The 16,038-nt window shown below is 64.0% G+C and carries 16 protein-coding genes and 1 pseudogene; 6 read left to right on the plus strand and 11 right to left on the minus strand.

Features of this window, described 5'->3' with window-relative positions; all coding sequences use genetic code 11:
• Nucleotides 1-51: 51 nt before the first annotated feature.
• On the plus strand, nt 52-342 hold the full coding sequence (locus CSQ99_RS14025) for a DUF4333 domain-containing protein (protein WP_099039640.1): 291 nt from the start codon (nt 52-54) through the stop codon (nt 340-342).
• Between the two features lie 13 nt (nt 343-355).
• Here the strand turns inward: CSQ99_RS14025 and CSQ99_RS14030 are convergent, their stop codons facing one another.
• Nucleotides 356-1,375 carry a peptidylprolyl isomerase gene (locus CSQ99_RS14030; protein ID WP_099039641.1) on the minus strand — a complete coding sequence of 340 codons (1,020 nt, stop codon included), beginning with the start codon at nt 1,373-1,375 and terminating at the stop codon, nt 356-358.
• A complete protein-coding gene (locus tag CSQ99_RS14035) occupies nt 1,372-2,250 on the minus strand; it encodes a peptidylprolyl isomerase (protein ID WP_099039642.1) in 879 nt (292 codons plus the stop codon). Before CSQ99_RS14035 ends, CSQ99_RS14030 begins: the two co-directional genes overlap by 4 nt.
• A gap of 102 nt (nt 2,251-2,352) precedes the next feature.
• Between CSQ99_RS14035 and CSQ99_RS14040 the strand changes: the two genes are divergently transcribed.
• The 3 genes from CSQ99_RS14040 to CSQ99_RS14050 all read left to right on the plus strand — a co-directional run bounded on the left by CSQ99_RS14040 (nt 2,353) and on the right by CSQ99_RS14050 (nt 5,356).
• Entirely contained in the window at nt 2,353-3,039 is a 687-nt protein-coding gene (locus CSQ99_RS14040) for an MBL fold metallo-hydrolase (protein ID WP_099039708.1), read from the plus strand.
• Nucleotides 3,039-4,304 carry a histidine--tRNA ligase gene (hisS, locus tag CSQ99_RS14045; RefSeq protein ID WP_099039643.1) on the plus strand — a complete coding sequence of 422 codons (1,266 nt, stop codon included), beginning with the start codon at nt 3,039-3,041 and terminating at the stop codon, nt 4,302-4,304. The genes CSQ99_RS14040 and hisS overlap by 1 nt, the downstream gene beginning before the upstream one ends.
• Before the next feature lie 62 nt (nt 4,305-4,366).
• Nucleotides 4,367-5,356 (plus strand): amidohydrolase family protein, encoded by a 990-nt coding sequence (locus CSQ99_RS14050; protein WP_099039644.1) that lies wholly within the window; start codon nt 4,367-4,369, stop codon nt 5,354-5,356.
• Here the strand turns inward: CSQ99_RS14050 and CSQ99_RS14055 are convergent.
• The 7 genes from CSQ99_RS14055 to urtA form a co-directional block, all read right to left on the minus strand.
• The gene (locus tag CSQ99_RS14055) at nt 5,346-6,413 is read right to left on the minus strand and encodes an MBL fold metallo-hydrolase (protein ID WP_099039645.1); all 1,068 of its coding nucleotides are present in this window, start codon (nt 6,411-6,413) and stop codon (nt 5,346-5,348) included. The genes CSQ99_RS14050 and CSQ99_RS14055 overlap by 11 nt on opposite strands.
• A 5-nt stretch (nt 6,414-6,418) precedes the next feature.
• Nucleotides 6,419-6,946 carry a hypothetical protein gene (locus tag CSQ99_RS30990; protein ID WP_176561023.1) on the minus strand — a complete coding sequence of 176 codons (528 nt, stop codon included), beginning with the start codon at nt 6,944-6,946 and terminating at the stop codon, nt 6,419-6,421.
• A gap of 102 nt (nt 6,947-7,048) precedes the next feature.
• Entirely contained in the window at nt 7,049-7,741 is a 693-nt protein-coding gene (gene urtE, locus CSQ99_RS14065; RefSeq protein ID WP_099039646.1) for an urea ABC transporter ATP-binding subunit UrtE, read from the minus strand.
• Nucleotides 7,741-8,574, minus strand: coding sequence for an urea ABC transporter ATP-binding protein UrtD (gene urtD, locus CSQ99_RS14070; RefSeq protein ID WP_099039647.1), 834 nt, complete (start codon nt 8,572-8,574; stop codon nt 7,741-7,743). Before urtD ends, urtE begins: the two co-directional genes overlap by 1 nt.
• Nucleotides 8,571-9,683, minus strand: a complete 1,113-nt coding sequence (gene urtC, locus CSQ99_RS14075) for an urea ABC transporter permease subunit UrtC (protein ID WP_099039648.1) — start codon at nt 9,681-9,683, stop codon at nt 8,571-8,573. Before urtC ends, urtD begins: the two co-directional genes overlap by 4 nt.
• Complete coding sequence (gene urtB / locus CSQ99_RS14080; protein ID WP_099039649.1) at nt 9,680-10,564, minus strand: urea ABC transporter permease subunit UrtB; 885 nt, start codon at nt 10,562-10,564, stop codon at nt 9,680-9,682. Before urtB ends, urtC begins: the two co-directional genes overlap by 4 nt.
• 37 nt (nt 10,565-10,601) lie before the next feature.
• The gene (urtA, locus tag CSQ99_RS14085; RefSeq protein ID WP_099039650.1) at nt 10,602-11,867 is read right to left on the minus strand and encodes an urea ABC transporter substrate-binding protein; all 1,266 of its coding nucleotides are present in this window, start codon (nt 11,865-11,867) and stop codon (nt 10,602-10,604) included.
• A 246-nt stretch (nt 11,868-12,113) separates the two neighbouring features.
• Here urtA and CSQ99_RS14090 point away from each other — a divergent pair, with 246 nt between their 5' ends.
• Nucleotides 12,114-12,530, plus strand: coding sequence for a hypothetical protein (locus CSQ99_RS14090; RefSeq protein ID WP_099039710.1), 417 nt, complete (start codon nt 12,114-12,116; stop codon nt 12,528-12,530).
• 1 nt (nt 12,531) lies between these two features.
• Here the strand turns inward: CSQ99_RS14090 and CSQ99_RS14095 are convergent.
• Together CSQ99_RS14095 and CSQ99_RS14100 are read right to left on the minus strand one after the other, a co-directional pair.
• Nucleotides 12,532-12,820, minus strand: a pseudogene (locus CSQ99_RS14095) (gamma-glutamylcyclotransferase family protein); the annotation flags it as partial.
• A gap of 81 nt (nt 12,821-12,901) precedes the next feature.
• Nucleotides 12,902-14,167, minus strand: coding sequence for a collagen-like domain-containing protein (locus CSQ99_RS14100; RefSeq protein ID WP_099039651.1), 1,266 nt, complete (start codon nt 14,165-14,167; stop codon nt 12,902-12,904).
• Between the two features lie 829 nt (nt 14,168-14,996).
• On the opposite strand from CSQ99_RS14100, the gene CSQ99_RS14105 reads away from it, so the two are divergent.
• Complete coding sequence (locus tag CSQ99_RS14105; protein ID WP_099039652.1) at nt 14,997-16,013, plus strand: Rv2578c family radical SAM protein; 1,017 nt, start codon at nt 14,997-14,999, stop codon at nt 16,011-16,013.
• Nucleotides 16,014-16,038: the final 25 nt, after the last annotated feature.

A 16,038-nucleotide genomic window follows, 5' to 3' on the forward strand; every position in this document is an offset into this window, starting at 1 on the left:
CGGTTTTGAGCAAAGAATCGCGAGAGCGTCAATTTCTGTCATAATTCGGCGATGCGCACCGCTCTTGTGGCGACTCTTGCCGTTGTCGCCGTGCTTATCTCCGGTTGCGGCTCGACCATCAAGCCCGAGGGTGCGGCGAAGTCAGTCGTTGATCTGGTAAAGAAGCAAACGGGTTTCACACCCACCGACGTGAAGTGTCCCGAAGGCGTCGAAGCCAAAGAAGGCACGAAGTTCGAGTGCAAGTTCACCGGGCCTGAGGGCACGGAGTACACCGCGGACATGCGGATCACCAAGGTCGACGGCGAGAACGTCGAGTTCTACATCGAGACCCGTCCCAGCTGAAGCCCGATCAGGCTCAGCTCAGCCGCACCGATTTGATCGTCACGTCCTGGTCGGGTTCGCCGTCCTCGCTGCCGTCGGCCACACCGGCCGCGGCGATCTTGTCCAGCGTCGCCAGTCCGGTCTGGTCGACGGTGCCGAACACGGTGTAGGTCGGCGGCATCATCGAGTCCTTGTAGACCAGGAAGAATTGGCTGCCGTTCGTGCCCAGACCCGCGTTGGCCATCGCGAGCGTGCCGCGTGGGTACAACATCGGCAACCCCAAAAGCGGGTCGGTCAACCGGAACTGGTTGGTCGGGTACTCGTTCGGGAACCGGTAGCCGGGACCACCCTGCCCGGTTCCGCTCGGATCGCCGCACTGCAGTACTCCGAGCGCGGGGGTGGCCGTGAGCCGGTGGCACGTCGTGCCGTCGAAGAAGCCCTGCTGGGCCAGGCTGGCGAAGTTGTTGACGGTGCAAGGAGTCTTGGCATTGTCCAACTGCAGCCCGATCCCCCCGCGGTTGGTGATGATGCTGGCAGTGATCAACGCGGGATCGGTCGGCACCCGACCGGTGCGGGGCGGCTTGGCGGGCTTGCTGGCCCGTTCCGTCGTCGCCGGATATTGGCAGTTGGATCCGAGGGTGGCGGGCGGCTTGAACGCCGGCAGTGGCGGGGCGTCTACCGGCTGGGTCGGCGTTGCCGTGTATTGAGAGGTCGTTCCGTCGAATTCCTCGAGGCTTCGGCCCAGGGCGATCATGAACACCACCGCCCACACGAGCACGAGGATCATGAACGCGGTGAACAAATAGCTGATGATCAGGCCCGCGATGGCAAGTCCGCGGCCCCCTTCACCGTTCTTCTTGATCTGCGATAGCGAAATGTGCCCGAACGCGATCCCCAAGGGTGCGAACACGAACGCACACACCAGTGAGGCGACTGCGAGGGCGTTCGTCGGCTGCGGATAGCCGCCGTACGGCGGCGGGTACGCACCGTAGGGCGGGGGATAGCCGCCGTACGGCGGCGGATAGGCACCGTAGGGCGGTGGCGGGTTGGTCACGGATCCAGCTGCAGTTGGGTGATCTTGACCTCTGACTTCGGCGCACCGTCGGGGGCCCCGTCGGCAGTGCCCGCCGCGGCGATCTTGTCCAGCGTCGCCAGCCCGGTCTCGTCGATCGTGCCGAACACCGTGTAGTTGGGCGGTAGCTGCGAATCCTTGTACACCAGGAAGAACTGGCTGCCGTTGGTGCCCGGCCCGGCATTGGCCATGGCCAGCGTGCCGCGGGGATACAGCACCGGCTCCGTCAGTGCGGGGTCATCCGGCTGGTACTGGTTCGTCGGGTACTCGTTGGGGAACTGGTAACCGGGACCTCCCGTGCCTTGGGCGGTCGGATCGCCGCACTGCAGCACCGACAGCGACTCCGAGGTGGTCAGCCGGTGGCACGTGGTGTCGTTGAAGAATCCCTGATTCGCGAGGCTGGCAAAGCTGTTGACGGTGCACGGTGACTTGCCGTTGTCCAGCATCAGGCCGATATCGCCCTGGTTGGTCTCCATGCTGGCGCTGACCTGCGCAGGATCGGTGGGCACCTTGCCCGTGCGCGGCGGCTTGACCTCCTTGCTCGCCTGGTCCGGGGTGGCTGCGTACTGGCAGTTGTCACCGAGACCGGGCGGCGCCGCGAACGCGGGCAGCGTGCCGGGGCCGGTCGGTGCCGCACTCGACGTGGTCGGTGTTTCGGTCGAAGCGGTGTTCTCGCTGTCCTTGTCATCCCTGGTGAGGACGACGGCCGCCACCACGCCGCCAACGACGATGATCGCGCCGGCGACGGATCCGACGATCATGAGAATGCGGCGCTTGCGCTCTTTGGCCGCCCGGCGCTCCAGCTGTCGTTCGAGTTTGCGCTTCGCTGTCGCACGCCGTTGTTCGTTGGTCGGCACCGCCGCTGTCCTCCTCGTATAGATCGGTCGGCAACGAGTGTGCCAGGCATTGCTGAGTGTGGGGTTGCCGACCACGCCATCGAGGATGGAAAACTGGACGTCGTGTTGGTCACCGGATTCCCGGCGGGCATGTTGGCGTGCAATTGCTACGTGCTGGCTGATCGCGCCGGCTCGGACGCGATCATCGTCGATCCGGGTCAGCGGGCCATGGGCCCATTGCGGCGGGTTCTGGACGAGAACCGCCTCACACCAGCAGCGGTGCTGCTCACCCACGGACATATCGACCACATCTGGTCGGCACAGAAGGTGGCCGACATGTACGGCTGCCCGGCCTACATCCACCCTGATGACCGGTTCATGCTCACCGATCCGATCAAGGATTTCGGTCGGGGTCTTTTCGGGGGCTTGGCCCGCTCTGCGTTCGGCGCGTTGTTCTCCGAACCCAAGCAGGTCATCGAGTTCGACAAGGACGGGGACAAGGTGGAGCTGGGGGGTGTCACCGTGACGGTCGACCACACGCCTGGGCACACCCGCGGCTCGGTGGTGTTCCGAGTCGACGCCGATATCGGGACGGGCACGGGCTCGTTGGTCTTCACCGGCGATACTCTGTTTCGGCAGTCGGTCGGCCGCACCGACCTGCCCGGCGGCAGCGGGCGAGATCTGCTCGGCTCGATCGTGACAAAACTGTTGGTGCTCGACGACGACACCGTGGTACTACCTGGGCACGGCGAGAAGACCACGATCGGCGACGAACGCCGCACCAACCCTTTCCTCGAAGGCTTGAACTAGTGAGTGACTTTCAGGCGCCCAAGGGCGTCCCGGATTATCTGCCGCCGGCTTCGGCGCAGTTCGTCGGTGTCCGCGACGGTCTGCTGGACGCGGCCCGCCGCGCCGGCTACGGCGATGTCGAACTCCCGATCTTCGAGGACACCGCGCTGTTCGCGCGCGGGGTGGGGGAGTCCACCGATGTGGTGTCCAAGGAGATGTACACCTTCGCCGACCGAGGCGACCGCTCGGTGACGCTGCGCCCGGAGGGCACCGCAGGGGTCATGCGTGCGGTCATCGAGCACGGGCTAGACCGTGGACCGCTGCCGGTGAAGCTCTGCTACGCCGGGCCCTTCTTTCGCTACGAACGTCCACAGGCCGGTCGATACCGACAGCTGCAGCAGGTCGGGGTGGAGGCGATCGGCGTCGACGATCCCGCCCTTGACGCCGAGGTGATCGCCGTTGCCGATGCCGGCTTCCGGTCGCTCGGGCTCGACGGCTTCCGGCTGGAGATCACCTCGCTGGGTGACGACACGTGCCGCCCGCAATACCGGGAACTGTTGCAGGACTTCCTGTTCAAGTTGGATCTTGACGAAGAAACGCGCACCCGGGCAACCATCAACCCGCTGCGTGTACTCGATGACAAGCGCCCCCACGTGCGGGAGATGACCGCCGACGCACCGGTGATGCTCGATCACCTCTCCGACATTGCCAAGCAGCACTTCGACACCGTCCTCGCACATCTGGATGCACTCGAGGTGACGTACGTCATCAATCCGCGCATGGTCCGCGGCCTGGACTACTACACGAAGACCACCTTCGAGTTCGTGCACGACGGACTCGGCGCACAATCGGGTATCGGCGGGGGCGGCCGGTACGACGGCCTGATGCACCAGCTCGGTGGAAAGGATCTGTCCGGTATCGGCTTTGGACTCGGCGTGGACCGGACGATGCTGGCCCTGGCGGCCGAAGGCAAGACGGTCGGCGGGACGGCCCGTGTCGACGTGTTCGCCGTGCCGCTCGGGGAGCAGGCGAAGATCACGCTGGCGGTGCTGGCGGCGCGGTTGCGCGCCGCGGGTGTGCGGGTCGACCTCGCCTACGGAGACCGCGGAATCAAGGGCGCGATGCGCGCTGCGGACCGTTCCGGTGCGTCGATCGCTCTGGTCGCCGGAGACCGCGACATCGAGGCGGGCACCATCGGGGTTAAGAACCTGGGCACAGGTGAGCAGATCGACGTCCCCGTCGATGACGTATTGGCCGCGATATTTTCGCGGCTCAACCGGGGTTAGCGCGCTCACACTCTGTGCACGGCGTCCGCGTAGGGTTATGCCGACCCGACCGCGGAGGTGTCATGACGCTGATCGCACTCGAAGAGCATTTCGCCTGGGATCCGGCCAGCACCGACAACGTGGTGGGCACATGGCTGCGTACCAACAACCGCGTCGCCTACGACCGGCTGTACGACCGCGGCCCACTTCGAATCGAGCAGATGGATGCGGCGGGCATCGATTTCCAGATCCTGTCGCTGTTCGACCCCGGGGTGCAGGAGATGACCGACGTCGCGCGCGCCATCGGGCTCGCCCGCGGCGCCAACGATGACCTCGCCGAGACCGTGCGGGCGAACCCGAACCGATTCGGCGGCTTCGCGGCGCTGGCCACCCAGGACCCGGACGCCGCGACCGCTGAATTCGAGCGCGCCGTTACGGAATTGGGCCTGGTGGGCGGTTTGATCAACGGGCACTGTCAGGGGCGCTATCTCGACGATCCGGCATATGAGGCCCTGTTCGCCTGCGCCGAATCGCTGGATGCTCCGATCTACCTTCACCCGACGACTCCGCATCCCGCGGTCATGGAGGCGTGGTTCGCTCCATATGTCGAAGACGGCCTGCACCTGGCGTCGTGGGGATTCGCCGCCGAGGCGGGGACACACGTGCTGCGGCTGATCTACTCGGGACTCTTCGACAAGTTCCCGCAATTGCAGATGATCATCGGGCACCTCGGTGAGATGCTCCCGTTCGCCGCCTACCGGATCGATCGTTACTACGGTCTCGGCGGAAGTGGCTCTGGCCACCGGCTGCAACACCTGCCTTCGGACTATCTGCGAAACAACTTCCACGTCACGACGAGCGGCAACTTCTGCCCGCCGGCCTTTGCGTGCACGCTCGAGGTCATGGGCGCCGACCGCGTGATGTTCTCGGTGGACTATCCGATGGACGACAATCAGACCGGGGCGGAGTTCATGGCGTCTTATCCTATGGACGACGCCACGCACCGGAAAGTCAGCTCCGAGAACGCGATTCGACTCTTCGGTGATCGACTTCCGGATTCAATCAGAGGGTGAAAACCTGGCCGTCGCGCGCGACGGTGACCTCACCCGAGAAGTTCTTTCCGATCTCATCGGTCCATTGGGAGTCGGGTAGATCGGTGGGCTCGTAGTGGCTGAGGACGACGTGCTTGGCGTTGGCCGCCGCAGCCACCTCACCCACCTGCACGGCGGAGGTGTGCGAACTCTTCAGGTAGTTCGGCGGGAACCGGTTGCCGTAGTAGGAGTCATCGAGACTGAACTGCGCCTCATGCACGAGAATGTCGGTGTCTTTCGCCAGCGTGATGAGGTTGTCGGATTTGGTGGTATCGCCGGAGAACGTCACGGAAACACCGGATTTCTTCAGATCGAAGCGGAGGCCGAACGCGGGATAGACGTCGTAGTGAGAAACCAGCGTCGCGGTGACGGTGACGTTGTCATCCGACATCACCGGAAAGGGATCCGTCGTCGGTGATCTGTTCTGGTAGTTGGCTTCTGGCGGCACCGCGATCTCTGTGACGGTGAACAGCGTCTGCAGGTCGTCGGTCCCCATATCGCGGATGAAGATGTTGTTCGTGTAGGCGAACGCCTGCTGCAGGGACTTGGTCATCTCGGCCAATCCCGGGGTCGGGTGCGCGGGGTCGATCGTTGCCGGATCCGGGTTGCCGACCTGGCTGGGCGGCAGTCCACCCGCCGCGCCTGGCCCATACACGGTCACCGGCGCCTTGCCTTTGGAAGCCGTATAGCCGCCGGAGAACAGGAAGCTGCCGTAGTCGACCGTGTGATCGGTGTGCAGGTGCGTGATGAACATGCTTCGCAACTGGTCGAACTTGAGCCCGGCATTGGTGAAAGCGTTCAACGAGCCGAGGCCGCAGTCGATCTGGTAGACGTCATCGCCGATCTTCAGCGCGGACGAGATGCCGATCTTGTTGGGAACCGGTGGCGGTCCGGCTTGGACGCCGAGGGTGATGAGTGCGTTCTCCGGTAACGCTGCTTGCGTGGTTGACGGCGCTGATCGGCATGCCGACACGCCGAACGCGGCCCCGCCGACAGCCGTTGCGAACAGCGCGAGTACTGACCGCCTCGAGACCTGCACCGGGATCAGCCGCCGCGGACGACCGCGCTGAGAACCTCGTCGACATTGCCGACGCCGCCGTCGAAAGGGTTGCCGCGCTTGAGAATTTTCGTTCCGCCAGGTGTCAGTGCGACGAGTTTGGGTGAGCTGGAACCGATTTGCATCCGGCGAGCGAACTGCACCTGGTCGAGCGGGACGATAGCGCCGCCGCCGTAACTGAACAGCCCGAGCTTGCGGTCGATCACGGCGACTGAGCGGCAAGTGTGTAATGGCTGACTACGGCGATCACGGATCTTGCGGACCACGATGAACAACACCGCCGCGAACACGACACCGACCGCGACGAATATGGCGCCGAGCGCTCTGGAGGGATCCGCGACGATGAGCGCGACGACTCCGAAACCGCCGACGACGAGGGTCAAAATGCCCAGTACGAATGCCAGCGTGATCAGCGACCCCGTGCAGCGGTCGAAGACATTGACCCGGCGGCCGTCGTCGGTGACGACCAGCCCGCCCGTGTCGATGAGTACCTTGGCCTCTGTGGGTGCGTTCATCCTGCACAGCATGCCCACTAATTGTCCGCGAGCGACCGCGTTTGTACAGAAATCGATGGCGTGTCGCGTACCGCCACGGTCAGTCGCGGTGGAGGTGGGCAGCTAGATGGCCATGGCGGCGCGGACGTCGGCTTCTGACGCCGAGCCGCCGGTACCGCTGGACGTGACCCGGCCGGCCTCCAGGATGTAATAGCGTTGCGCGGATTCCAGTGCGAAGCCGATGTGCTGTTCGACCAGCAGCACCCCGAGGTCGCCGCGCTGCGTCAAGGCGGTGATCGCGGCCTCGATCTCGGCGACCACCGACGGCTGGATGCCCTCGGTCGGCTCGTCGAGAATCAAGCATCTGGGGGTGGTGATCAGTGCGCGTGCGATCGCCAGCTGCTGGCGCTGGCCGCCTGACAGCAGGCCGGCGCGCCTCGTGAGAAGTTCCTTCAACGCGGGGAACAGATCAAGCTGTTCGTCGATGAGCTGCTTGCCGTTCTTGCGGCCGTCGGCGACCACCTGAAGATTCTCGGCCGTCGTCAGCTGACCGAAGGACTGCTGCCCCTGCGGCACATACGCCAAGCCGCGTGAAACGCGTGCGCTGGGCCGCAGCTTGGTGATCTCCTCGCCGTCGAACATGACCTTTCCCGAAGTGCATTTGAGCAGGCCAACCGCCGCACGAAGCAACGTCGTCTTGCCTGCGCCGTTGTGTCCCATCACGGCGGCGACTCCGTCGGTCGGTACCTCGATGCTGACGCCGTGGATGACTTCGGAGCGGCCATATCCGGCGTGGACTTCCAGAAGCTGCAGCATCAGGAGTTCTCCTCCACGAGTTCGATGCCGTCGGCTCCTGCCGCGGCGGTACCCAGATAGACCTCCTGCACTTTCGGATTGGCCTGGACCTCGGCCACCGAACCCTCCGCAATCACCCGCCCACGCGCCAACACCGTCACCGATGTCGCGAACGCCCGCATGAAATCCATGTCGTGTTCGACGACGACGACCGTGCGTTCAGCGCCGATGCGGCGCAACAGGTTGCCGGTCTCCTCGCGTTCCTCATGGCTCATACCGGCCACAGGTTCATCCAGCAGCAGCACGTCGGCGTTCTGGACCAGCAGCATGCCGATCTCGAGCCACTGCTTCTGCCCGTGGGCGAGCACCCCGGCGGGCTTATCGGCGAGGTGGGTCAGCCCGATGGTGTGCAGCGCCTGTTCGATCGCCGGGAGTACGCCGTTGCGGCGTCGCAGCAGAGTCCACACCGACCGGTCGGCACCTGCCGCGATGTCGAGGTTTTGCAGCACGGTCAACTGCTCGAACACGCTGGCGGTTTGGAAGGTACGTCCCACCCCGCGGCGCGCGATCTGGTGCACCTTCTTCCCGAGCAGTTCCACGCCGGACTTGTTCACCGACCCGGACGCAGACACCAGCCCGGTGATCGCATCGATCACCGTCGTCTTTCCCGCACCGTTGGGTCCGATGAGGAAGCGAAGGTCGCCCTGGAACAGCGTCAGGTCGACGTCGGTGACCGCCTTGAATCCATCGAAATCGACTGTCAAGCCACGGACTTCGAGGTATTGGGTGCCCATGCCGGCGTTGCCGCCCTCGACGGGCTCCTTACCCGCGACGCTCGCTTCAGCCTCGGTCATGAGCTGGCCCCCACCTTCTCTGCGTCGGTGTCGGATCCAGGGGTCTTCTCCGGCTCCGGTTCGGCGTTGGCCTTGCGGCGGCGCTTGAGTAACACCGCCAGCCCGGCAAAGCCGGCGGGGAAGAACCCGACGACGACGATGAACAGCAGACCCTGGGCGTATGTCCACTCCGACGGAAAGCGTTCGGAGAACAGGGTTTGCGCCCACGCCACACCGATAGCACCAAGTACGGGTCCCAGCAGTGTCGTGCGCCCGCCGATCGCGACGCCGATCAGGAATGCGATCGACGGGAGGATGCCGACCTGTGACGGTGCGATGAAGCCGACGATCGGGGCGAACAGCGCGCCGGCGATGCTGGCGAACAGCGCGGCGACCGTGTAGGCGACGACCTTGATGTTGGCGGGATCGTAGCCGAGGAAACGCACCCGCTCTTCGCCGTCGCGCACCGCCACCAGCAATTCGCCGTATCGGCTCTGCATGAGCTGTCGAACCACGGCGACGACCAGGAGCAGCACGCCCGCGGCGATGAAGTACAGCATCCGCCGGTTGGCCGGGTCGGTCAGGGTGAAACCGAAGAATGTACGAAACCTGTTGAGCCCGTTGCTTCCACCGATGCTGGTCTGCCCGACGAGCAGGATCGCCAGCGCCGCGGCCAGTGCCTGAGACAGGATCGCGAAGTAGGCACCCTTGACGCGGCGCTTGAAGACACCGAAACCCAATGCTGCGGCGATCGCCGTCGGCACAAGCACGATCGCCAGCAGTGTGAAGGCAGGGGAGGCGAACGGCTGCCAATAAGCGGGCAGTTCCCGAGCCCCGGCGATCTGCATGAAATCGGGAACGTCGTTGCCGAAGATCTGGGCGTCGGCGATCTTGAGATGCATGCCCATCATGTAGCCGCCGAGGCCGAAGAAGACGCCCTGGCCCAGGACCAGCATTCCGCCCCGGCCCCAGGCCAGCCCGATACCGACCGCAACGATCGCGAAGCACAGGAACTTGCCGAGCAGAGACAGCCGGAAGTCGGACAGCACAACCGGCGCCACTCCGAACAACACCACGGCTGCGACGGCGAAGCCCGCCCATGTCTGCCAGCGCCCGAGAATTGTTCTCACACCAAACTCCTTGTGCGAACCGTGAAGAGGCCCTGCGGTCGGGCCTGCAGGAAGATCACGATGATCACGAACACGATCACCTTGGCCAGCGACGCGGTGGTGTTGTATTCGATGAACGAGTTCAGGAATCCCAGCGAGAATGCGGCGATGACGGTGCCCTTGATCTGGCCCAGCCCACCGACCACGACGACCAGGAACGCGTCGATCAGATAGCTCTGCCCGATTGTCGGACTGGTGGAACCGATCAGCGTCAACGCGACACCGGCAACGGCAGCGAGGCCCGAACCGATGAAGAACGTGGTGATGTCGGTCTTGCGTGAGGAGATGCCGCTGGTTTCGGCCAGGTCGCGGTTCTGCACGACAGCCCGGATGCGACGGCCCATCGGGCTGACCTTGAGTGCGGTGGCCAGCGCCGCTACACACGCCACGACGAGCACGAGGATGAAGATGCGGGTCTTGGGGACTACGGCGCCGAAAATCTCCACACCGCCCGACAGCCAGGCCGGGGCGATGACGTTGACCGCGGGAGCACCGAATATGTCGCGTGCGATCTGCTGCAGGATCAGACCGACACCGAATGTGACCAGCAGCGTGTCAAGCGGCCGGTGGTACATCCGCTGGATCAAGGTGACTTCCAGCAGTGCACCCATGGCGCCGCCGACGAAGAATCCGACGACCAGCGAGATCAGCAGTGACGCACCGGCACTGGAGATCAACTGCTGTACCACGTAGGCGGTGTAGCAGCCGGCCATGATGAACTCGCCGTGCGCCATGTTGATGACGCCCATCTGACCGAAGGTCAGCGACAGTCCGAGGGCGGCCAGCAACAGGATTGAGCCGAGGCTCAATCCCGTTGCCAGTTGTCCGATTAGAACATCCATACCTCTGTGGCTCCCCGTTGCTTTGCTCGGCCGGCAATCAGCCGGAGAGACCAGCGGCCCACGGGTACGACTTGAGGTACGGATCCGGCTCGATCGGGCCGGGAGACTCCCAGATCGTGTAGATCAGGCCGTCGGCGCGGATCTCGCCGATGCGTGCCGTCTTGGTGATGTGGTTGTTCTCGCCGTCGATCGTGACCAGGCCCTCGGGCGCGTCGAACGTGACGCCTCCTGCGTTCTCCTGGATTGCACTGACCTCGAACGACTTTGCCTTCTCGACGGTGTTCTTCCACAGATAGACCGAGACGTAGGCCGCCTCCATCGGATCCGACGTCGGCTTGTTGGCGCCGAACTTGTCCTTGTAGGCCTTGACGAATGCCTCGTTAACCGGTGTTTCGATCGTCTGGTAGTAGTTCCACGCTGTCAGTTGGCCGGTGATGTTCTCCACACCGATGCCACCGACCTCTTCCTCGGCGATGGATACCGAAACCACCGGCATCTCCTGCGGGGTGAGTCCCACGTTCTTGTACTCGCGGAAGAACGCCACATTCGAGTCGCCGTTGAGCGTGTTGAACACCGCGTCGGCGTCAGCGGTGCGGACCTTGTTGACGATCGTGGAGAAGTCCGTGGAGCCCAGTGGTGTGTAGTCCTCACCCTTGATCTCGATGCCGTTGGCATCGGCGTAGGCCTTGATGATGCGGTTCGCCGTCTGTGGAAACACGTAGTCACTGCCGACGAGATAGAGCGATTTGACGCCCTTCTCTTTCAGGTAGTCCAACGCCGGCACGATCTGCTGGTTGGTCGTGGCGCCGGTGTAGAAGATGTTCTTCGACGACTCCAGCCCCTCGTACTGCACGGGGTAGTACAGCAGCGAGTTCGCACTCTCGAACACGGGCAGCATGGCCTTGCGGCTCGACGAGGTCCACCCGCCGAAAACTGCTGCCACGCAGTCGCTACTGATCAGCTTCTCGGCCTTCTCGGCGAACACCGTCGGCTCCGACGCGCCGTCCTCGCCCACGACCTGGATCTGCTTGCCCATCACGCCGCCGGCCGCGTTGATCTCCTCGACCGCCAACGCGATGGCGTCGCGGACGGTCACCTCGGAGATCGCCATCGTTCCCGAGAGCGAGTTCAGCGAGCCGACCTTGATGGTCGAACCCGAGGTGTCCACGCACGACTCGGCGTTTGCCGAGTCAGACTCGGTCGCCTTGCTTCCACAGCCCGCCAACAGCAGAGCGCTCGCGGCGACGATGCTTCCCGTCGCTAGCGCCGACCTTCTCATCGAGGAGCGTCGTGGTAGTCGCATTGACAGCCTTTCCCTATATCAACAGCGCACATCGGTGGATGAGCGTCGAGGCGGAGTGCAGAATTTCTGACACCGCAGGGGTGTCGAATCGGGACGTTAGAGCGGCTGTGTTTCTGCGAAATGTCTGCGTGTGACGAATAAATTAACCTGTCGGCCGTCACGTGTTTGTTTGCCGTTGATTGGGTAGGGAGGGCGGCGGTCTGACGCGCCTGTAACAGTCCGGTACGGTGCGGCGATGTGACCAACATGCGAAAAGCGACATCGATGGTCGGGGCGGCGTTCGTATTGGCCGCTAGCTCGATTGCAGTCAGTCAGGGAACTGCTGTCGCGCAGCCACCGGCGCCTGCGGGGCCAAACGTCAAGTACGTTGTCACCGCGGACGCCCCGCTGAGCTTCGACATCAACTACGTGACCAGTTCGCCCGCGGACTTGCAGGCTTTCAATGCCGACGCATCCGCCTACTCGACCAGAGGCAGCTTCGTTGTGCCGTGGGAGACCACCGCGACTCTCGCAGACCCGCAGTGGGCGTACATCAGCGTCGCTCGGGCCGGCCATGCCATGGAGGCCCCGCCGAACGCGCATTGCGAGATCTGGGTCGACGGACAACTGGCCGTCCAGAACACAGGTCCCACCACGGCCTTCTGTCAGCTCGGTCAGTGGTAAGTCCGGCGAACACGTATACCCGAGCGTGATCGCCTGACCGCAGCGGGATCGCAATCCGCTTGTAGTCGTCGACCTCGTAGTCGTCGGCTGCCATCAGTTCGCCGTCGCTCACGGCGGTCACTGCCGCTCGACGCGATGACACGCGGATCGGTGATCGTCACGTAGTCGAGGTCGTAACCGACGATCGCGTCAGGCCAGCCATCGAGTTCGCGGCCGAAGACGTCGTGCTGAACACCGGGCGGCCGCAGCGTGCCGTACGAGAACAGCAGTTCGGTCACGAGCGACACCATAGGGGAGTCAACGAGAAACCGGCGGCCGGGCACATTGCCCGGCCGCCGCCTTCATGCACGTCGAAGGTGCGGTTGCGGTTCCTACTTCGAGTCGGAGCCGCCATCGTTGCCGCCCTTGGCGCCGACGCCCGACTTGGGGCCGTCGGTGTTCTTGGGGCCGTCGGTGTTTTTGGCACCGTCGTTGTTCTTGGCACCATCGTTGTCGTTGCCCGGCTTGTCACCGTTGCGATCCTGGGCTCCGTCGTTGCCCGGCTTGGCTCCGTTGTCGCCCGGCTTGGCTCCGTCGTTGCCCTTGGCTCCGTTGTCGCCCGGCTTGGCTCCGTCGCGACCCTTGGCTCCGTCGTTTCCTGGAGTGCCGCCTTGCTGACCCGGGGTCGCGTCTTCGTTGCCCGGCGCGCCCTGACCCGGTGTGCCATTTTGCTGACCTGGAGTGCCGCCTTGCTGACCCGGAATCGCACCTTCTGCGCCCGGCTTGACACCCTCTTGGCCTTGAAGACCTTCGGTGCCTGGAGTCACGCCTTCCTGCCCCGGCTTGACGGTCTCATAGTCCGTCGCCTCAATGTTCTGGCCCGGCTTGGAACCGTCATCGCCCGGCTTCTCGGCGTCATGACCTGGCTTGGCGGCCTCGTCCTCGGTCTTGGCGTTAGGAGCAAGGCTTGTCGTGGTGCCCGCAGTCGTAGAACCAGGTGCCAGGATCGGCGCGAGTGGTGCCGCCAGATTCACTCCGGGTGTCGGAATGTTGAAGCCGAAGGACGGCTGGAAATCGAACCCGAGGACGAGCAGCCCGCCACCGATCGAGAGGTATTGCTTGTTGACGCCCTTCCAGTTGAAGCTGATGCCGTTCTCATCGACGACGGTGTCAGATGTGAAGCCGAGTTGGCCATACCACTCGACGAACCCCTTCACACCCACCGACCAGTTGCCGATGTCGACGAGGTTGAGTTCGGCCTTCGGGCCCTTCGTGGTCGTTGTCGTCGTTTGATGTTCGGGGTGGTCGCACGGCCCGTGCCCACCCGGCGTCGTCGTAGTCGTGGTTGTGGCCGGCGTGTAAGTGAACACGGCGGATTTGATCACGTCGAGGTTGAAGAAGGCAGGCCCGAGGTGTGTGTTTTGCTGAAGGACTCCCTTGACGCCGGCCTGGGTGCCGGTCGGTCCGGAGTGGGCCCAAGTCCAGCCTCCGATGGATCCCTTCGAACCGCCGATTGCGGGATCTCCGATCAGCCAGGGCAGGACGGTGCCCGCCTGAAACGCATAGATATCGGTTGGGTTCGGGTCGTATTGGATTACCGCGCCCGCCGAGGCGGGGGCTGCAGTGAGTACCGACACCGCGAGCGGCACGGCAACCATTCCTAGAGCAGCATTTCGGACTCGCGCGGCGACGCGTCGACGTCGACCACCGCTTCCTTCTAGACCCGCAGCTACAGCGCGATCCAACATTTCTGACTCCCTTTCGAGGACGTATAGAGGAGTCCTGCGCAGCCACCCGCCTCTTTGAGTGAGCTGCGCAGCTTCTCCTTGTGACTGCAAATCCGCGTGCACCGGCATATCTAGCAACGATCTTGACAATAGCCAGAAGCCTTCATTGTTGGCTCGACCCGCCGCCTTGCAGGAAGCTATCACGCGAATATCCACGCCGGAAGACAGCAGTTCAAGGCCATTTACGTCTAGTACGAAATCGACGCATGCGTAGAAATTAGCCAGCCTCGATGTTTTCGGTAACCGAGAAAACAACTTTGCTAGTTATGTTCTAGCACCGACATTGGTGCTCCGGACCTGCATCCTGACTGGTAGGGGGAGGTTCGACGTGCGCAGGCGGTCGGCCGTCGTCACGCCGGGCCGACGCCGCCTCGATGTTTGCTCGGCGGTGTCGAAAATCTGTCTCTGCAAACTTCGTCACACTTTTTGTGACGTCGCCCGGAGGAGGCTGGAACAGGCTCCGATGCGGGATTTCTAGCGTGCAAGCTGGGTCTCGTTGCCACCCGGGTGGGCAGACCGTCTGCGACTTGCTTTGCCGATAATCAGCTTGCAACAGTTTTGGCTACCGTTCGGGGCGGTGTCTTCGTTGCGCGGTGTGGTGGTGCCGACGGAGCCGCAGTGGCCGCGAAGCTGCTGATCGACGCCGTGGCGAGCGCGTAACCACCTTGACATGCCATCGAACATAAGTTCGAATAACTGGATGCGGTGGGATCGTCAGGGCGTCAGCGTCGACGACGGAGCGCTGCCCGGCCTGCAGCGGATCGGCTTCGTCCGCAGTGTGCGGTCGCCGCAGTTCGAGGGCATGACCTTTCACGAGATCCTCTGCAAATCCGCACTCAACAAGGTCCCTAACGCATCGATGTTGCCCTTCCGATTCACGGTCAACGGGTACCGAGGTTGCTCGCACGCCTGCCGTTACTGCTTCGCCCGGCCCACCCACGAATATCTGGAATTCGATTCCGGCGCCGACTTCGACACCCAGGTCGTGGTTAAGACGAATGTCGCCGACGTGCTGCGCCGCGAGCTGTCTCGCCGGTCGTGGCAACGGGAGACGGTTGCGCTGGGTACCAACACCGACCCGTATCAGCGCGCCGAGGGGCGCTATGCGCTCATGCCGGGAATCATTGCCGCGCTGGCAGATTCCGGTACACCGTTCTCGATCCTGACCAAGGGTACGCTGTTGCGCCGCGACCTGCCGCTGATCACCGCCGCGGCCGGGCGCGTCGACGTCAGCGTCGCGGTGTCGCTGGCCGTCGGGGACCCCGAGCTACACAAGGACGTCGAGCCGGGCACACCGACACCACAGGCCCGCCTCGGGCTCATCTCCGCCATCCGCGACGCGGGCCTGGACTGCCACGTCATGGTGGCGCCGGTGCTGCCGCACCTGACGGATTCCGCGGCGCATCTGGACGCATTGCTGGGTCAGATCTCCGCGGCGGGAGCCACGGGAGTGACCGCGTTCGGGCTACATCTGCGAGGTTCGACCCGCGGGTGGTTCATGGCGTGGTTGGCGCGGTCCCACCCCGAGCTGGTTGGGGTGTACCGCGAGTTGTACAGGCGCGGAGCGTATCTGCCGTCGGACTACAAGAAGATGCTGCACGACCGGGTGACCCCGTTGATCGCCAAGCACGCCCTGGCACCGGACCGTCGGCCGTTCCGGGCGGTGGCGGCTCCGGCGGTCGACTGCGCCGAGGTGCTCCAGCCCACGCTGTTCTAATCGTCGCCGAAATGGCATTCCAGCA

The organism is Mycobacterium neglectum (assembly GCF_002591975.1).
Taxonomy (GTDB): domain Bacteria; phylum Actinomycetota; class Actinomycetes; order Mycobacteriales; family Mycobacteriaceae; genus Mycobacterium; species Mycobacterium neglectum.

Excerpts from the sequence above, each read along its gene's own strand:
- CSQ99_RS14025 (WP_099039640.1), top strand. The coding sequence starts at position 52 with ATGCGCACCGCTCTTGTGGCGACTCTTGCCGTTGTCGCCGTGCTTATC.
- CSQ99_RS14050 (WP_099039644.1), top strand. The coding sequence starts at position 4,367 with ATGACGCTGATCGCACTCGAAGAGCATTTCGCCTGGGATCCGGCCAGC.
- CSQ99_RS30990 (WP_176561023.1), bottom strand. The coding sequence starts at position 6,946 with ATGAACGCACCCACAGAGGCCAAGGTACTCATCGACACGGGCGGGCTG.
- urtE (WP_099039646.1), bottom strand. The coding sequence starts at position 7,741 with ATGCTGCAGCTTCTGGAAGTCCACGCCGGATATGGCCGCTCCGAAGTC.
- urtD (WP_099039647.1), bottom strand. The coding sequence starts at position 8,574 with ATGACCGAGGCTGAAGCGAGCGTCGCGGGTAAGGAGCCCGTCGAGGGC.
- urtB (WP_099039649.1), bottom strand. The coding sequence starts at position 10,564 with ATGGATGTTCTAATCGGACAACTGGCAACGGGATTGAGCCTCGGCTCA.
- urtA (WP_099039650.1), bottom strand. The coding sequence starts at position 11,867 with ATGCGACTACCACGACGCTCCTCGATGAGAAGGTCGGCGCTAGCGACG.
- CSQ99_RS14090 (WP_099039710.1), top strand. The coding sequence starts at position 12,114 with ATGCGAAAAGCGACATCGATGGTCGGGGCGGCGTTCGTATTGGCCGCT.
- CSQ99_RS14100 (WP_099039651.1), bottom strand. The coding sequence starts at position 14,167 with ATGGTTGCCGTGCCGCTCGCGGTGTCGGTACTCACTGCAGCCCCCGCC.
- CSQ99_RS14105 (WP_099039652.1), top strand. The coding sequence starts at position 14,997 with ATGCGGTGGGATCGTCAGGGCGTCAGCGTCGACGACGGAGCGCTGCCC.